Annotated in this window: 14 protein-coding genes; 7 read left to right on the top strand and 7 right to left on the bottom strand. The window is 55.8% G+C overall.

What is annotated here, in order from left to right; translation table 11 throughout:
• Positions 1-305: 305 nt before the first annotated feature.
• Positions 306-2003, top strand: a complete 1698-nt coding sequence (locus tag F153LOC_RS16810; protein WP_102103945.1) for an alpha,alpha-trehalase — start codon at positions 306-308, stop codon at positions 2001-2003.
• A gap of 60 nt (positions 2004-2063) precedes the next feature.
• On the opposite strand, the gene F153LOC_RS16805 is transcribed toward F153LOC_RS16810, so the two are convergent.
• Together F153LOC_RS16805 and F153LOC_RS16800 are read right to left on the bottom strand one after the other, a co-directional pair.
• Positions 2064-4166, bottom strand: a complete 2103-nt coding sequence (locus F153LOC_RS16805) for a TonB-dependent siderophore receptor (protein ID WP_102103946.1) — start codon at positions 4164-4166, stop codon at positions 2064-2066.
• Positions 4167-4284: 118 nt separating this feature from the next.
• Complete coding sequence (locus F153LOC_RS16800) at positions 4285-4539, bottom strand: GlsB/YeaQ/YmgE family stress response membrane protein (RefSeq protein WP_100779849.1); 255 nt, start codon at positions 4537-4539, stop codon at positions 4285-4287.
• Between the two features lie 207 nt (positions 4540-4746).
• On the opposite strand from F153LOC_RS16800, the gene F153LOC_RS16795 reads away from it, so the two are divergent.
• Positions 4747-5478 carry a flagellar brake protein gene (locus tag F153LOC_RS16795; RefSeq protein WP_100779848.1) on the top strand — a complete coding sequence of 244 codons (732 nt, stop codon included), beginning with the start codon at positions 4747-4749 and terminating at the stop codon, positions 5476-5478.
• 36 nt (positions 5479-5514) lie between these two features.
• Here the strand turns inward: F153LOC_RS16795 and emtA are convergent, their stop codons facing one another.
• A complete protein-coding gene (emtA, locus tag F153LOC_RS16790; protein WP_100779847.1) occupies positions 5515-6126 on the bottom strand; it encodes a membrane-bound lytic murein transglycosylase EmtA in 612 nt (203 codons plus the stop codon).
• Positions 6127-6237: 111 nt separating this feature from the next.
• Here emtA and ldcA point away from each other — a divergent pair, with 111 nt between their 5' ends.
• Together ldcA and F153LOC_RS16780 are read left to right on the top strand one after the other, a co-directional pair.
• Positions 6238-7152: a muramoyltetrapeptide carboxypeptidase gene (ldcA, locus tag F153LOC_RS16785; protein WP_102103947.1), complete on the top strand. Its 915-nt coding sequence runs from the start codon at positions 6238-6240 to the stop codon at positions 7150-7152.
• A gap of 97 nt (positions 7153-7249) precedes the next feature.
• Positions 7250-8986: a potassium/proton antiporter gene (locus tag F153LOC_RS16780; RefSeq protein ID WP_100779845.1), complete on the top strand. Its 1737-nt coding sequence runs from the start codon at positions 7250-7252 to the stop codon at positions 8984-8986.
• A 40-nt stretch (positions 8987-9026) separates the two neighbouring features.
• On the opposite strand, the gene dadX is transcribed toward F153LOC_RS16780, so the two are convergent.
• Both dadX and F153LOC_RS16770 read right to left on the bottom strand, forming a co-directional pair.
• Positions 9027-10097, bottom strand: a complete 1071-nt coding sequence (dadX, locus tag F153LOC_RS16775) for a catabolic alanine racemase DadX (RefSeq protein ID WP_102103948.1) — start codon at positions 10095-10097, stop codon at positions 9027-9029.
• Between the two features lie 12 nt (positions 10098-10109).
• On the bottom strand, positions 10110-11408 hold the full coding sequence (locus F153LOC_RS16770) for a D-amino acid dehydrogenase (protein ID WP_102103949.1): 1299 nt from the start codon (positions 11406-11408) through the stop codon (positions 10110-10112).
• Positions 11409-11731: 323 nt separating this feature from the next.
• Here F153LOC_RS16770 and F153LOC_RS16765 point away from each other — a divergent pair, with 323 nt between their 5' ends.
• A complete protein-coding gene (locus F153LOC_RS16765) occupies positions 11732-13264 on the top strand; it encodes a SpoVR family protein (RefSeq protein ID WP_100779842.1) in 1533 nt (510 codons plus the stop codon).
• Between the two features lie 104 nt (positions 13265-13368).
• Here F153LOC_RS16765 and fadR read toward each other — a convergent pair whose 3' ends face one another.
• A complete protein-coding gene (gene fadR, locus F153LOC_RS16760; RefSeq protein WP_100779841.1) occupies positions 13369-14088 on the bottom strand; it encodes a fatty acid metabolism transcriptional regulator FadR in 720 nt (239 codons plus the stop codon).
• Between the two features lie 201 nt (positions 14089-14289).
• On the opposite strand from fadR, the gene nhaB reads away from it, so the two are divergent.
• A complete protein-coding gene (gene nhaB / locus F153LOC_RS16755; protein WP_102103950.1) occupies positions 14290-15828 on the top strand; it encodes a Na(+)/H(+) antiporter NhaB in 1539 nt (512 codons plus the stop codon).
• 144 nt (positions 15829-15972) lie between these two features.
• Positions 15973-16503: a disulfide bond formation protein DsbB gene (gene dsbB / locus F153LOC_RS16750; RefSeq protein ID WP_100779839.1), complete on the top strand. Its 531-nt coding sequence runs from the start codon at positions 15973-15975 to the stop codon at positions 16501-16503.
• Between the two features lie 43 nt (positions 16504-16546).
• Here dsbB and F153LOC_RS16745 read toward each other — a convergent pair whose 3' ends face one another.
• Entirely contained in the window at positions 16547-16990 is a 444-nt protein-coding gene (locus F153LOC_RS16745; RefSeq protein WP_100779838.1) for a YcgN family cysteine cluster protein, read from the bottom strand.
• Positions 16991-17074: the final 84 nt, after the last annotated feature.

Here is a 17074-nt window from a genome sequence, read left to right as displayed (position 1 = left end):
GTGATCGCTAAGAAGTGTTTCTTCATTAAAACGGCAATAAATAATGCACGCGATCACATTTGTAATTAGTGAGAGCCTTAATTCATTCAGGCTTATTCAATCACATTACCTATTAAGAATTTAAAAACAATAAACAGTGGATATATATTAACGCTTTATTACTGATTATTTCTGTGTGGGTAAAGAGTCTGGTTTTGCGAAAAATGGGATATTCGACACGCGAAAACGGCCATATTCGTCTAAGGTTTTCAGGTGATTGACGGCAGCGGCGACGCTGCTCGCGAGAATAAAAAGGAGAAAAACCGATGACGAGAACTGAAATGCGCCGTCCTGCACGCCTGCCGCTGGCGCTGCGTGTGGCACTGGGGGGCGCGATGCTGAGCGTCGCCGCACTGAGCTTCGCTGATGAGTTACCTTCCACACAAAAACAGTCGCCGGATATTCTGCTCGGTCCCCTGTTCAGTGATGTGCAAAGCGCTAAGCTGTTCCCCGATCAAAAAACCTTCGCCGACGCGGTGCCGAAAAGCGATCCCCTGATGATTCTGGCGGATTACCGTATGCAGCATCTGCAACGCGGATTTGACCTGCGCCATTTCGTCGAAATGAATTTTACCCTTCCTGCTGAAGGCGAAAAATACGTTCCGCCTGCCGGACAGAGCCTGCGCGAGCATATTGATGGCCTGTGGCCGGTGCTGACGCGCACCACCGATAAAGCCGATAAGTGGGATTCGCTGCTGCCGCTGCCGAAACCGTATGTGGTGCCGGGTGGCCGTTTCCGCGAAGTCTATTACTGGGACAGCTATTTCACCATGCTGGGGCTGGCCGAGAGCGATCACTGGGACAAAATCAGCGATATGGTGGCCAACTTCGGCTATGAGATCGACACCTGGGGCCATATTCCCAACGGCAACCGTAGTTACTATCTGAGCCGTTCGCAGCCGCCGTTTTTCTCCCTGATGGTCGAACTGCTCGCCACGCACGATAAAGAGGCGCTGAAAACCTATCTGCCGCAGATGGAAAAAGAGTACACCTACTGGATGGAGGGCGTCGAGACGCTGCAGCCGGGTCAGGCCAACAAGCGGGTGGTGAAACTGGATGACGGCGCGATTCTGAACCGCTACTGGGACGATCGCGACACGCCGCGCCCGGAGTCCTGGCTGGATGACGTGACCACCGCCAAAAACAACCCGAACCGTCCGGCGACGGAAATCTACCGTGACCTGCGCTCCGCTGCCGCCTCCGGCTGGGACTTTAGCTCCCGCTGGATGGACGATCCGCAAAAGCTTGGCACTATTCGTACCACCAGCATTGTGCCGGTAGATTTGAACGCCCTGCTGTTCAAAATGGAAAAATTGCTCGCCAAGGCCAGCCAGGAATCAGGTGATACCGAGCGCGCAAATCGCTATGAAACCCTGGCCAACGCGCGGCAAAAAGCGATCGAGACTCACCTGTGGAACGACAAAGAGGGCTGGTACGCCGATTACGATCTGAAGAGTAAAAAGGTACGTAATCAGCTGACTGCCGCCGCCCTGTTCCCGCTGTACGTCAACGCCGCCTCCAACGAGCGGGCCGATAAAGTGGCGAGTGCCACCGCGTCACGCCTGTTGAAACCGGGTGGCGTGACTACCACCACCATCAACAGCGGCCAGCAGTGGGACGCGCCAAACGGCTGGGCACCCTTGCAGTGGGTGGCGGCCGAAGGGCTGCAAAACTACGGTCATAAGAAAGTGGCGATGGATGTCACCTGGCGCTTCCTGACGAACGTGCAGCATACCTACGACCGCGAGCAGAAGCTGGTGGAGAAATATGATGTGTCGACCACCGGCACCGGCGGGGGCGGCGGTGAGTATCCGTTGCAGGACGGTTTCGGCTGGACCAACGGCGTGACGCTGAAAATGCTCGATTTAGTCTGTCCGAAAGAGAAACCGTGTGACAGCCTGCCAGCGACTCAGCCTGCGGCGAACGATGATGTGGCGCCTGTGCAGAAGAGTGCCGCGCAGTAGGATTGTGCGGCTGGTGCTCTCACCCTCTCACGCAAGAGAGGGTGAGACATCAGAGGAAAATCAGAAGCTGTAGCTCGCCCCCACCTGAACCGTGCGATCGCGACCAATCCAGCAGTTTGTCGCGTCGTAGCAGGTAAACGTCTCTTTGTTGGTGATGTTCTGCGCGCTGGCTTTCAGGGTCAGCCCTGCCAGCGACGGCAGAACTTCACCCATCTGATAAGAGGCGGCCAGATCGTACTGCGTCGTGCCACCCAGTTTACCCTGATCGTTGGTCGGCGCGATCTCCATCGGCCCGGTGTAGCGTGCGCCTGCACCGAGGTTCAGCCCTTTCAGCGGCGTGCTGTCGAAAGTGTAATCTCCCCACAGGTTAAAGGCGTTTTCCGGCACCTGCGTCGGGCGTTTCCCCTGGTATTTGTCATCTTCCGTGTTGATCGCGTGGGTGTAGGCGTAATTGGCGATCAGCGTCAGGTTATCCGTCGGACGACTGACGGCAGACAATTCCGCCCCTTTCGATTCCACTTCACCGGTCTGACGATAGTTCAGGAAGCCCGGATCGGTCGTGACCACATTTTTCTGGCGAATGTTAAACACCGACGCGGTAAAGGTGGTCGCATACTCTTCCAGCAGGTATTTCACCCCGCCCTCCACCTGTTTACTGGTGGTTGGCTTGACGTCTTTAGCGGTCAGCGTGCCCTGCGGTGAAACGGGCGCAAAGCCTTCGGAGTAGCTGATAAACGGCGAGATACCGTTTTCAAAGGCGTACAACGCCCCCAGACGTTTAGTGACGCGATCCTGCGATACCCAGGCTTTATCACCGTTTTGCAGATAGTCGGTGGTGACGGAGCGATAGTCGTCGTAGCGCAGGCTGCCGAGCAGATTCAGCCCGCCGAATTCGATCTGATCCTGCAGGTAGTACCCGTTTTGCTGATAGCTCAGGCGATTTTTCTGCGCGGTGTAGAGACCGAGCGAACCGTCGTTGACCTGCGTGTAGTCCGGGTTACGCATATCGATACCCGGCGTATTTGCCGCATAGCGATAGTGGAAGTGGGAATTGAGCTTCTGGTAGTCGAAGCCTGCCAGCAAATGGTGCTTCCAGTCGCCCAGCTCCAGCGTTTTGGTAACCTGGTTATCCATGTTGAAACTCTGCAGGTCTTCGTCGGTGGTGTAAGCAAAGCGATTTAGCTCGTACACGTTTGCGCCTGGCCCTGTGGAGTAAATGCTGCGCTGGTGCGTATCCACGTCGAAATAGCGCGCTTTCTGACTGAAGCCCCAGCCGCTATCAAACTGATGTTCAAAGCTGTAGCCCAGCATCCACTGGCGCTGTTTGAAGCCGCTCCATTCGTCGCCTGCATAATCGCGGCGATCGGCATATTTGGAACGCAGATACGCAAGCGGAAGCGGGTTGGACGGCGTCAGGCTCGGGCTGTTTTGCGCGAGCGCATCAAGGGTCAGACGCGTTTTGCTGTCTGGCTGCCAGGTCACGGACGGCGCCACCAGGTAGTTTTCCGTGCGCGTGGTGTGCGGCTGATCGTCGCCTTCCGTCGCTTTGCCCAGCAGACGATAGTCCCAGTCGCTGTCGGCAATCTGCCCGGTGGAATCGAGATAGCCCTCTTTCAGATTGCGCGTCCCGGTGTTAAAGCCCACTTCCGTTTGCGCGGTTTTTTGCGGCTTTTTGCCCTGAATATTGACCAGCCCGCCCGGCGAGCCGCCGCCGTACAGCACAGAGGCGGGGCCTTTAAGGATGTCCACGCTCTCGATCAGCAGCGGATCGATGCGCGCTTTGGTGTTCCCGGTGACATTGTAGGGCAGCTGCAGACCGTTGTAATACTCCTGCTCGACGGTGAATCCACGGATCTTATATTCACTCATATAGGAGGTATTGCCGCGCACTTCCGTCGACACGCCCGGCGCATAGCGCAGGATTTCGTTGATCGAATTCGCGTGACGCTGTTCGATCTCCGTGGCGGAAATGGTGTTGATGACCTGTGGGGTTTTACTCTCGGCAACGGCTGATTTGGTGGCACTGTTCGTCCACTCAGGAAGCTGACTGCCCTGTTCCGATCCGGTCACGAGAATGGTGGATTCTTCCGCAAACGCGCAAGTCTGCAACGCCAGTGTGACCGCGCCTGCCAACGCACATACTGCAAAACGCGAGGTGTTCATAGTGTCGTCTTATTATTAGATGATATAAAGAACGACAATTATTCTCATTTCGATTAACAAAGCAATATGCGGACAAAAAAAACGGCCCTCAGGGAGAGCCGTTTGCGTTTTTAGCGGTTTATGTGCGTCTGAGCAGTCTGAAAATGGCAAGGACGACGATGGCACCGACCACCGCCACCAGGAAGCTGTGCAGGTTAAATCCGCTGACGCTGCCGCCGACGCCAAACATGGTCGCCAGCCAGCCGCCGACAACCGCACCGATAACCCCCAGCACGCAGGTCAGAATGAAGCCGCCACCATCACGCCCCGGCATAATGAATTTTGCGATCACGCCGGCGATAAGACCAAAAACAATCCAGGCGATAATACCCATAGCGATGCCCTCTTGCAGATGAAATGCATGCGCTGAAAATGTTTCGCGCAAGTGACTTAAGTATAGGTCACCGCGCTAAAACCGTTTTTTCTCACCGACTTAATTCCCTCTCATTTTTGAAAAAAAATCACCGGTTTGTATTAAGTTCTGACGCCCATTGCCGATACTTCAGGGACAGTCCGTCAGACAACCGAGGAGCCATTCGGCGTGAGTAATTACAGTGAGCAGTTCCTGAAGCAAAATCCGCTGGCTGTATTAGGGGTATTACGCGACCTGCACAAGGGCGAAGTGCCGGTGCGCATCAGCTGGGCGTCGAACCAGTTTATCAGTAAGATTCTGGAAGCCACTCCGGAGCGTCTGGTCATCGACCTCGGTAGCCAGGAGTATGAAAACCGGGCGGTACTGCGCGCAAAAAATCTTTCTGTGATGGCGGAAACCAAAGGGGCAAAGGTTGAGTTTGTCCTGCCTCATGTGGAACAAGGTGATTATCTCAATCTGCCCGCTTTTATCACCCCGCTGCCGGAGAGCCTGTGGTTTGTCCAGCGTCGGGAATATTTTCGGATTAACGCCCCGCTGCATCCTTCCTATTTTTGTAAGGCCAGAATGCCGGACAAAAAAGAGATTCGCTTTCGCCTGTTCGACCTGTCGCTCGGCGGGATGGGCGCGCTGATGGACACACCCCGACCGGACGGACTGGTGGAAGGGATGCGTTTTTCACAAATCGAACTGGATATGGGCGGCTGGGGGCGTTTTTATTTCGATGCACAGCTGATTGCTATCAGCGAACGCAAAGTGGTGGACAGCAAAAATGAGACCATCACCACACCACGACTCAGTTTTCGCTTTCTGAATGTCGGGCCTGGGGCCGAAAGGGAGCTTCAACGTATTATCTTCTCGTTAGAGCGAGAAGCGCGAGAACGCGCGAATAAGGTTCTCTGAAGGCGCCGGACAGCATCTCGCTGCCCGGCCAGGGCATTACATGGCGTCCATCGCTTTCTGAACTTTCCAGATGTAGCGTGGAGCCTGTGGTGCCGGATGGTTGTTCACCACATGCTCAAAGAATTCGTCTTTGTCCATGCCGTTGATCTCATTGATGGCCTTTTTGCGATCCGACGAGAAGGTTCGCAGCAGCGCCCCCGCCCCGTTCACATACGACACCACCAGCGCATACTGCATCACTTCGGGATCTTCGATGCCTTTCAGCACACCGTGCTCCAGAATGCTCAGATACGCGGTACCCATGGAGATATTACGCTCCGGATTTTTCAGCTCGCTGGTGGACGGCTGCCCGCTCCAGCCCATGTAGCGATAGACTTCACGCCCGGCGGTGGAGGCTTTCAATTGCATTAAGCCCACTGCATTTGATTTGCTGACCAGCGTCGGGTTGCCGCCGGATTCGACTGCAATAATGGCTGTCACCAGTCGCGGACTGACGCCCCACGCTTTCCCGGCCTTTTCGCTGATCGGCATCCACTGCATGGCACGTTTGACAGGGACTTCCGGGTTCCACGGCGGATTTTGATAATCCTGTTTTGAACTACAGCCCGCCAGCAATACAATCAAAAAAGCAAACCATCTCAATTTCACGTCATCTATCCTTATAGCCGATCATCGCGGTTACGCATCCGCCCCTTGAAGCAGACCGCATACAGGCGGCATGATATAGGCATTTAGTTTCTCATTCAGCAAGGATTTGCCATGTCTCAGTTTCATCTTGTTGCCCCGTCCGGCTACTGCATTAATCAGGACGCCGCCCGGCTTGGCGTAACGCGTTTAGAGGCATCCGGCCATCGGGTGGATAATCAGACGATCATCCCCCGCCGTCTGCAGCGTTTTGCCGGGACTGAGCAGCAAAGAGTGGCTGATATCAACGTCCTGGTCACCCTCGAAGGCGAAAACCAGATTATTCTGGCGGTGCGCGGCGGGTATGGCGCGAGCCGTTTGCTGGAAACCATCGACTGGGCCGGGCTTGCCCGACGCCAGCAGCAGGACCCGCTGCTGATTTGCGGTCACAGCGATTTCACCGTGATTCAGCTCGGCCTGCTGGCCCTGCATAACGTCATCACCTTTAGCGGGCCGATGCTGGCGGGGAACTTCGGCGCACCGGAGTTGAACCGTTTTACCGAGGAGCATTTCTGGCGCGCCTTGAAAAATCCGACGTACAGCGTGGAGTGGCAGGGCAACGGCCCGCAGTGTGAGTGCGAAGGCCAGCTGTGGGGCGGCAATCTGGCGATGCTGGTGTCGCTTATCGGCACGCCGTGGCTGCCGCAAATTGAGAACGGCATTCTGGTGCTGGAGGATATCAACGAGCATCCGTTCCGCGTCGAGCGCATGCTGTTGCAGCTGATGCACGCCGGTATTCTCGGGCGTCAGCGCGCGGTTGTGTTAGGCAGCTTCAGTGGTGCAACGCCGAACGATTACGATGCGGGTTATACGCTGGAAACCATGATCGATTACCTGCGCTCGCGCCTCGACATTCCGGTGATCGACGGGCTGGCGTTTGGCCATGAGCAGCAAACCGTCACCCTGCCGCTGGGCGCTCAGGCGACGCTTTGGCACTCGCAGGCGGGCAGCCGGTTAACCCTGCGCGGTCATCCTGTCTTAAAGGCATAAAAAAGCGGTTTAACCACCTCAATAAAACGCTGTTTTTGTCGTTAATATGATAGGGTTTTATTATCAGCAACAACATTGAGGTGGGAGTAAGACAACATTGGATGCCGCAGCGATAATCAGTCTTTTCATTCTGGGTTCCGTATTAGTAACCTGCAGTATTTTATTAAGTTCATTTTCATCGCGTCTCGGCATACCTATCCTTGTTATCTTCCTGGCCATCGGCATGCTCGCGGGCATCGATGGCGTCGGCGGGATTCCATTCGATAATTATCCTTTCGCCTACATGGTGAGTAACCTCGCGCTGGCAGTGATTTTGCTGGACGGCGGGATGCGCACCCAGGCCAGTTCGTTTCGCGTCGCCTTAGGCCCGGCCCTGTCGCTGGCAACCGTCGGCGTGCTGATCACCTCCGGCCTGACCGGTATGATGGCCGCCTGGCTGTTTCATCTTAATATCATGGAAGGATTGCTGATTGGCGCGATTGTCGGCTCGACGGATGCGGCGGCGGTGTTCTCCCTCCTCGGCGGCAAAGGGCTGAACGAGCGTGTCGGCTCGACGCTGGAGATTGAATCCGGCAGCAACGACCCGATGGCGGTGTTCCTGACCATCACCCTGATTGAGATGATCCAGCAGCACGAATCCGGCCTGAGCTGGATGTTTGCCTGGCATATTCTCCAGCAGTTTGGCCTCGGGATTATCATCGGCCTTTCCGGCGGCTATCTGTTGCAGCAGATGATTAACCGCATCTCCCTGCCTGCCGGGCTGTACCCTTTGCTGGCGCTTAGCGGCGGTATTCTGATTTTCGCCCTGACAACGGCGATGGACGGCAGCGGTATTCTCGCCGTTTATCTCTGCGGCTTCCTGCTGGGAAATCGCCCGATTCGCAACCGCCACGCCATTTTGCAGAACTTCGACGGCCTGGCCTGGCTGGCGCAAATCGGCATGTTCCTGGTGCTGGGGCTGCTGGTGACGCCGTCCGATCTGCTGCCGATTGCCATTCCGGCGCTGCTCCTCTCGGCGTGGATGATCTTCTTCGCCCGTCCGCTGTCGGTGTTTGCCGGCCTGCTGCCGTTCCGTGGGTTTAACCTGCGCGAGCGTATTTTTATCAGCTGGGTGGGCCTGCGCGGAGCGGTGCCAATTATTCTGGCGGTCTTCCCGATGATGGCGGGGCTGGATAATTCACGGCTGTTCTTCAATGTCGCGTTCTTCGTGGTGCTGGTGTCGCTGCTGTTCCAGGGTACGTCCCTCGGCTGGGCGGCGAAAAAGGCCAAAGTGGTGGTGCCACCGGTTGGCCTGCCCGTTTCGCGCGTGGGGCTGGATATTCATCCGGAAAACCCGTGGGAGCAGTTTGTCTACCAGCTGAGCGCCGATAAATGGTGCGTGGGCGCGTCGCTGCGCGACCTGCATATGCCGACGGAAACGCGGATTGCCGCGCTGTTTCGCGATAACGCTCTGCTGCACCCGACGGGCAGCACTCGCCTGCGTGAGGGCGACATTCTCTGCGTCATTGGTCGTGAGACCGATTTGCCTGCCCTCGGGAAGCTGTTCAGCCAGTCACCGCCCGTGGCGCTGGATCAGCGGTTCTTCGGTGATTTTATTCTGGAAGCGAACGCCAAATTTGCCGACGTGGCCCTGATTTACGGCCTCGACGAGGGGCTGGAGTATCGCGATAAACAGCAGACGCTGGGTGAAATCGTGCAGCAGCTGCTGGGTGCCGCGCCGGTCGTGGGCGACCAGGTGGAGTTTGCCGGTATGATCTGGACGGTGGCCGAGAAAGAGGATAACGCGGTGCGCAAGGTGGGCGTGCGTCCGATGGAGGACGAGGGTTCAGAATGATGTTTTGCCGGGTGGCAACAACGCCACCCGACATTTAACGTTACACTGTCACTACTGGCACTCTCGGAGCCAGTGCCGTTAACATTTCATAGCCTACCGTTCCCGCTGCCGACGCCACGTCATCGACTTTCACCTCATTCCCCCACAGCTCTACGGGCGAACCGATGCCTGCCTGCGGGCATGGGGTTAAGTCCACCGCCATCATATCCATTGAAATGGTGCCAACGGTGCCGGTACGCACGCCATCGACCCACACCGGCGTGCCGGTTGGCGCAAGACGTGGATAACCGTCAGCATAACCGCCCGCCACGATACCAATACGCTGTTCGCCTGAGGCACGATAGCGGCTGCCATAGCCCACCGTATCGCCCGCTTTCAGCGTCTGAATGCCGATGATTTCACTGCGCAGGGACATAACCGGTTTCAGCCCGCTGTTGGCGATGTCCTGCCACTGACCGGACGGCGACGCGCCGTAGAGAATAATGCCTGGACGTACCCAGTCGTAATGGGCTTCCGGGTGCCAGAGCGTGGCGGCGGAGTTCGACAGCGAACGGGCGCACTCCAGCCCTTCTGCCGCCTGATTGATACGCACCATCGCCTCGGCAATGCCGTCCGGTTTTTCGGCATCGGCAAAGTGCGCCATCAGTGTCATCTCACCGACATTTTTCAGGGCGCGCAGCTGCTGCCACATCGTATGTACGCGCTCGGGCTGGAAACCTAAGCGGTTCATACCGCTATTGACCTTGAGATAGATATCCAGCGGCGCATGCAGTTTTGCGTTTTGCAGCGCTTTGATTTGCCAGTTGCTGTGAACGCTGGTGGTGAGTCGGTACTTGTCCAAAAGCGGCAGTTCGTCTGCGTGGAAGAAGCCTTCGAGCAGCAAAATTGGCCCTTTCCAGCCGCGTTCGCGCAGCAGGATCGCCTCTTCCAGATTCAATAGCGCAAAACCATCGGTGGCGCTCAGCGCGCTCCAGATGGACTCAATTCCGTGGCCGTAGCCGTTGGCTTTCACCACCGACCATACGCGAGAGCCCGGCGCAGCACGGCGGACAATCTGCAGGTTATTTTTTAACGCCTGCAGATCCAGCTGAGCCAGAATAGGACGGGACATGACAGCTCCTTGTTAATTATGCGCGCCATGCAGATGCTGCGGGCGAGATGGCGTAAATCCGGATTGATAGCGCGCGGCGCTTAAATCATCAAACGGAATTGCCGGGGTGCGGCCCGAGATCAAATCGCTCAGCAGTTGCCCTGAACCGCAGGCCATGGTCCAGCCCAGCGTGCCGTGGCCGGTGTTAGTCCATAAATTCTTGAACGGCGTACGGCCGACAATCGGCGTGCCGTCAGGCGTCATAGGACGTAACCCGGTCCAGAAGGTGGCCTGTTCGACAAAGCCCCCGCGCGGGAACAGATCGCGAACCACCATCTCAAGCGTTTCGCGGCGCGGTTGCAGCAATTCCGTGTTAAAGCCGACAATTTCCGCCATTCCGCCGACGCGGATCCGGTTATCAAAGCGGGTGATGGCGATTTTGTAGGTTTCATCAAGAATAGTTGAAACAGGCGCACCGTTGTCCTCTTTCACCGGAATGGTGAGGGAGTAGCCTTTCAGCGGATAGACCGGAATATCGAGCAGACCCTTCAGCATCGCCGTGGAGTAGGAGCCAAACGCCATTACATAGGCGTCGGCTTTGATCACTTCGTCGCCGCACTTCACGCCGTAGATTTTTTCGCCTTCTGACAGCAGCTTATCGACCGAGGTGTTATAGCGGAATGTCACGCCTGCCTGTTCACACATCTTCGCCAGACGCTGAGTAAAGAGCTGGCAGTCGCCCGTTTCGTCATTTGGCAGGCGCAGCCCGCCCGTCAGTTTGTGTGCCACTTCTGCCAGCGCCGGTTCAACCTGCGCCAGCTGGCTGGCTTCGAGGAGCTGATACGGCACGCCTGCATCTTCCAGCACGGCGATATCGCGGGTGGCGTTTTCATACTGCTGCGCGGTGCGGAACAGCTGCAATGTGCCGCCCTGCCGCCCTTCGTATTCGATGCCGGTGGTGTTGCGCAGTTCTTTCAGGCAGTCGCGGCTGTACTCTGCCAGGCGCACCATGCGGCCTTTGTTTTCCATGTAGTGGCGAGTGTCGCAGTTGCGCAGCATCTGCCACATCCACTTGAGCTGGAATTGCGTGCCGTCGAGGCTAATCGCCAGCGGCGCGTGACGCTGGAACATCCATTTGATGGCTTTCAGCGGCACGCCCGGTGCCGCCCACGGCGCCGCATAGCCTGGGGAGATCTGCCCGGCGTTCGCCGCGCTGGTCTCCAGTGCCGATCCCGGTTCGCGATCGATGACCGTCACCTCGTGTCCCGCCTGACTTAAATACCAGGCGCTGGTGACGCCGACAACCCCACTTCCCAGTATGACAACACGCATAGCCACTCCGTTATGTGCAAAAGAACAATCTTCTAATTACAGATTGATAACCTAGTTGAAAATATTATTCAACATACGACTTTTTTATGGTGACTTAACTCACATCTTCCCCAGCCAGCGGGGATGGCGCTTATTTAGGATCTTTTACTGCGCGTTCTTTTTAACCAGCAGAAAATTCTGCGAGATAACCGTTTTCACCGGTATCGAAAATCGGAAATCGCAAAGAAAAAATATCTGCGTCAGCACGCTTTTCAACGCGTTGTTCTATGCTTGAAAAGAGGTTCTCCAGACTAGAGAGAGCTATCAACAACGAGGGCGCGCTAATGGCTACACTTGACTCAATGAACAAGGACAGCACTCGTCTCAGCGATGGACCCGACTGGACCTTCGAGCTGCTGGATGTCTATCTGGCCGAAATCGACCGGGTGGCGAAGCTGTATCGACTGGACACCTACCCGCACCAGATCGAAGTCATTACCTCCGAACAGATGATGGACGCCTACTCGAGCGTCGGGATGCCGATCAACTATCCGCACTGGTCGTTCGGTAAAAAATTCATTGAGACCGAGCGACTCTACAAGCACGGCCAGCAAGGGCTGGCGTATGAGATCGTCATTAACTCCAATCCCTGCATCGCCTATCTGATGGAGGAGAACACCATTACCATGCAGGCGCTGGTGATGGCGCACGCCTGCTACGGGCACAACTCGTTCTTCAAAAATAACTACCTGTTCCGCAGCTGGACCGATGCCAGTTCGATTGTCGATTACCTGATTTTCGCCCGTAAGTACATCACCGAATGCGAGGAGCGCTACGGGGTGGACGAGGTGGAAAAACTGCTCGACTCCTGTCACGCGCTGATGAATTACGGCGTGGATCGCTACAAACGCCCACAAAAAATCTCCCTCCAGGAGGAGAAAGCGCGGCAGAAAAGTCGCGAAGAGTATCTGCAAAGCCAGGTGAATATGCTGTGGCGTACCCTGCCGAAACGCGAAGAGGAGAAAACGATCGCCGAAGCGCGGCGTTATCCGTCTGAGCCGCAGGAGAACTTACTCTACTTTATGGAAAAAAATGCGCCGCTGCTGGAGCCGTGGCAGCGTGAAATCTTACGCATTGTGCGTAAGGTGAGTCAGTATTTTTATCCGCAAAAACAGACGCAGGTGATGAACGAAGGCTGGGCGACGTTCTGGCATTACACCATCCTTAACCACCTGTATGACGAAGGCAAAGTGACCGAGCGCTTTATGCTCGAGTTTCTGCACAGCCACACTAACGTGGTCTTCCAGCCGCCGTATAACAGCCCGTGGTACAGCGGGATTAACCCCTATGCCCTCGGCTTTGCGATGTTCCAGGATATCAAACGCATCTGTCAGTCACCGACGGAAGAGGATAAATACTGGTTCCCGGACATTGCCGGTTCCGACTGGCTGGAGACGCTGCATTTCGCGATGCGCGACTTTAAAGACGAGAGCTTTATCAGCCAGTTTATGTCACCGAAAATCATGCGTGATTTCCGCTTCTTTACCGTTCTGGATGACGATCGTAATAATTATCTGGAGATATCGGCGATTCACAACGAGGAAGGCTACCGTGAGATCCGCTCGCGCCTCTCCTCTCAGTACAACCTGAGCAATCTGGAACCCAATATCCAGGTGTGGAACGTGGATTTACGCGGCGATCGCTCTCTGACGCTGCGCTATATTCCGCACAACCGTGCGCCGCTGGATAAAGGCCGCAAAGAGGTGCTCAAGCATGTGCATCGCCTGTGGGGCTTTGACGTGTTGATGGAGCAGCAAAACGAGGACGGGAGCGTGGAACTGCTGGAGCGCTGCCCGGCGCGGGGAAACACGCTGTAATCGCATTGCCGGGTGGCGACGCATCTTCCCCGGCTTTCGTATGACTCAGCTTCAGGCCCTTTAAGCGGGCAAAAAAAAGCCTCTCAGTCGAGAGGCTTTTTCTTTTAATGACCGTGAATCGCTAAATCGCCCGGCAGATTTTTCTGCATCCGGTGCCAGATCTCGCCGCTGTCATGGCCGTAACGACGCACCGTTTCATAGACCTGATCGTGCTGGCCTTCGGTGCAAAGCTGGCTTAACTTGTGGTAGAAACCGAGCGCCAGGCTGCGCGCTTCCGGATTGGCGAAATAGTGGCGACCAATGCGGGTGTACAGCCCTTTCATGCCGTTAAGGATCAATCCATAAATCGGATTTCCCGACGCAAACGCCAGGCCACGGAAGATGTTGTAATCGAGGGTCGCAAACGCATCCGCGTGATCGTCAACCGCCGTCGCCGTCGCCAGCACTTCCAGCGCCTTTTCAGGATGCTGACGGAAGGCGGTACGGATAAAGATGGTAGAAATGTTGGTGCGCACCGACAGCAAATTATCGATCAGCTGTGGAACGCTCTCGTGATCGAGACGGGCGAGCGTTTCAAGAATGTTCAGACCCGACGTTTCCCAGAAGTTATTCACTTTGGTCGGTTTGCCGTGCTGAATCGTCAACCAGCCATCACGCGCCAGACGCTGAAGAACTTCGCGTAAAGTGGTACGTGTTACGCCAATCAGTTCAGACAATTCACGTTCAGCGGGAAGAATCGTTCCAGGAGCGAAACGGTTATTCCAGATGCTTTCAATGATGTACTCTTCAGCGAAACCCGCCGGGCTTTGCGCCTTTATGACCATAGTGAGATTTCCATTACACAGCTTTAACTAATTCACTCATCATACCAGAGGCTGACAGTGGCAGATAGCGCAGCGACGCGGGAAAAAAGGGATCACCGTTTCATTTTTATCAAATACAGCATCCTGGTCGACAGCCGTTATTCATGCAAATTGTGCGTATAATAATGTTTTGCTTAACTTTGGCGAGGAAGGAACTCTCTGGTGGAAATGTCTTACGGACGCGCCCTGTGGCGCAATTTTTTAGGTCAGTCACCCGACTGGTACAAGCTGACGCTGCTCATTTTTCTGATCGCTAACCCGGTGGTGTTTATCTTCTCGCCGTTTGTGGCCGGCTGGCTGCTGGTGGCCGAGTTTATCTTTGCCCTGGCGATGGCGCTGAAATGCTACCCCCTGCTCCCCGGCGGGCTGCTGGCGATTGAAGCGGTGTTTATCGGCATGACCAGCGCAGAGCGCGTGAAAGACGAGCTGGCCTCTAACCTGGAAGTGCTCCTGCTGCTGATGTTTATGGTGGCCGGGATCTACTTTATGAAGCAACTGCTGCTGTTTATCTTCACGCGGCTGCTGCTGAGTATTAGCTCCAAAACGGTGCTTTCCCTCTCCTTCTGTCTGGCCGCCGCGTTTCTCTCCGCATTCCTCGATGCGCTGACGGTCGTTGCGGTGGTGATAAGCGTCGCCGTCGGTTTTTACGGCATTTATCATCGCGTGGCCTCAACGAAAACCGAGAGTGATTTGCAGGATGACAGCCAGATTGACGTGCCGAAGCGCGACGTTCTGGAACAGTTTCGTGCGTTCCTGCGCAGCCTGATGATGCACGCGGGCGTCGGCACGGCGCTCGGCGGCGTAATGACGATGGTCGGCGAGCCGCAAAACCTCATTATTGCGAAAGCCGCAGGCTGGAACTTTACCGAGTTCTTCCTGCGCGTGGCGCCGGTGAGCGTCCCGGTCTTTGTCTGTGGGCTGCTGACCTGTGTGTTGCTCGAGAAAACCAAAAGCTTCGGCTATGGCGCCCAGTTGCCCGGCCCGGTTCGCGATGTGCTGCATGAATTTGATCTGAAAAGCCGCAGCCAGCGCACCCGTCAGGAAAAACTGGCGCTGATCGCCCAGGGTATCATCGGCGTGTGGCTTATCGTCGCGCTGGCATTCCACCTGGCGGAAGTGGGGCTTATTGGCCTGTCGGTGATTATTCTGGCGACGTCGTTTACCGGTGTGACCGACGAACATGCGATCGGCAAGGCGTTTACCGAAGCGCTGCCGTTTACTGCCCTGCTGGCGGTCTTTTTTGCCATTGTGGCGGTGATTATCGATCAGCAACTGTTCTCACCGATTATTGACTTTGTCCTGCAGGCGTCACCCGACTCGCAGCTGTCGCTCTTTTATCTGTTTAACGGCCTGCTCTCTTCTATTTCCGATAACGTGTTTGTTGGATCGGTGTATATCAATGAGGCCAAAGCGGCGCTTGAACATGGGGCCATTAATATTAACCAGTTTGAGCTGCTGGCCGTGGCGATTAATACCGGCACCAATTTGCCGTCAGTGGCGACGCCAAACGGACAGGCGGCGTTTCTGTTCCTGCTGACCTCGGCGCTGGCTCCCCTGATTCGTTTGTCCTACGGTCGGATGGTGTGGATGGCGCTGCCGTATACGCTGGTATTAACCGTTGTCGGCTTGCTGTGCGTCAAATTTACCCTCATTCCTTATACGCAATGGTTGTTGCAAATAGGTATACTGGCCGCGCATTAAGTCCCTGAATTCGGGTGGTTCGCTGCCCGGTTTGACTTTCTGCATTATAAACATCCAATTACGTTTTATTTTGCCAGGAGCATCTGGCGCTAAAATCGTTTTGGTTTACACTGCGCTTTCTAAGCCTGTTCCAGGGAAATGATTATGTTGCGATTTTTGAACCAATGCTCTCGCGGTCGCGGAGCGTGGTTATTGATGGCCCTGACCGCCTTTGCGCTGGAAATGGTAGCGCTCTGGTTCCAGCATGTGATGTTGCTGAAACCCTGTGTGCTGTGTATTTACGAACGTTGTGCGCTGTTCGGTATTATGGGTGCAGGGCTGGTGGGTGCGATTGCGCCAAAATCCCCGCTGCGTTATGCCGGGATTGCCCTCTGGTTGTACAGTGCCTGGAAAGGCATTGAGCTGGCGTGGCAGCACACCATGATGCAGCTGCATCCCTCCCCGTTCCAGACCTGTGATTTTGCCGCCCGCTTCCCAGGCTGGCTGCCGCTGGACAAGTGGCTGCCGCAGGTGTTTGTGGCCTCCGGTGATTGCTCTGTTCGTCAGTGGGAATTCCTGACGCTGGAGATGCCGCAGTGGCTGGTCGGTATTTTCGTCGCCTACTTCGTGGTGGCGCTGCTGGTACTGATTGCCCAGCCGTTCAAACCGAAAAAACGCGATTTGTTCGGTCGATAAGCACAAACAGCACCCAACAAAAAACCCGCCTCGGCGGGTTTTTTTATGCGTGTTTGGGATGGTTGAGAATATGGTCTTCCCAGTCCTGCACTTCGGATTCTTTCACCGCGATATGTCGCACCGAAATGCGCTCGCCGTGCATCGCCGCTTTTGAGCCGGTCAGCAGCGGATGCCAGTCCGGCAGCCCTTTTCCTTCCGCCAGCAGGCGATAGGCGCAGGTGTGAGGCAGCCATTCAAAGGTCGGAAGATTGTCGCGGGTCAGCTTGATGCAGTCCGGCTCGTACTCGAAACGGCGCTCGTAGTTGCGGCACTGGCAGGTTTTGATGTTCAGCTGCTTGCAGGCGACGTTGGTGAAGTAGATTTCGTCCGTGTCTTCGTCCATCAGCTTATGCAGGCAGCACTGCCCGCAGCCGTCGCACAGCGATTCCCACTCCACGTCGGTCATTTCGTCGAGAGTCTTGCTTTGCCAGAAAGGGGTTTCGCTCATAAGGATGTCCACACGTCAAAAGAAAGCGCACCTTATAACCAGTCTGGCACGTGGATGCAAGTTTTGCCGCCGATTAACAGCGGC

The organism is Lelliottia sp. F153 (assembly GCF_002870005.1).
Taxonomy (GTDB): Bacteria; Pseudomonadota; Gammaproteobacteria; order Enterobacterales; family Enterobacteriaceae; genus Enterobacter; species Enterobacter nimipressuralis.
Note: the sequence above shows the minus strand (reverse complement) of the source record. Positions and strands in the feature narration are given on the sequence as shown.

Bases quoted from the DNA above. Each gene is read 5' to 3' on its own strand.
- ldcA (WP_102103947.1), top strand. From the start codon at position 6,238: ATGTCTCAGTTTCATCTTGTTGCCCCGTCCGGCTACTGCATTAATCAG.
- F153LOC_RS16800 (WP_100779849.1), bottom strand. From the start codon at position 4,539: ATGGGTATTATCGCCTGGATTGTTTTTGGTCTTATCGCCGGCGTGATC.
- F153LOC_RS16805 (WP_102103946.1), bottom strand. From the start codon at position 4,166: ATGAACACCTCGCGTTTTGCAGTATGTGCGTTGGCAGGCGCGGTCACA.
- F153LOC_RS16765 (WP_100779842.1), top strand. From the start codon at position 11,732: ATGGCTACACTTGACTCAATGAACAAGGACAGCACTCGTCTCAGCGAT.
- dsbB (WP_100779839.1), top strand. From the start codon at position 15,973: ATGTTGCGATTTTTGAACCAATGCTCTCGCGGTCGCGGAGCGTGGTTA.
- F153LOC_RS16745 (WP_100779838.1), bottom strand. From the start codon at position 16,990: ATGAGCGAAACCCCTTTCTGGCAAAGCAAGACTCTCGACGAAATGACC.
- dadX (WP_102103948.1), bottom strand. From the start codon at position 10,097: ATGTCCCGTCCTATTCTGGCTCAGCTGGATCTGCAGGCGTTAAAAAAT.
- F153LOC_RS16770 (WP_102103949.1), bottom strand. From the start codon at position 11,408: ATGCGTGTTGTCATACTGGGAAGTGGGGTTGTCGGCGTCACCAGCGCC.
- fadR (WP_100779841.1), bottom strand. From the start codon at position 14,088: ATGGTCATAAAGGCGCAAAGCCCGGCGGGTTTCGCTGAAGAGTACATC.
- F153LOC_RS16810 (WP_102103945.1), top strand. From the start codon at position 306: ATGACGAGAACTGAAATGCGCCGTCCTGCACGCCTGCCGCTGGCGCTG.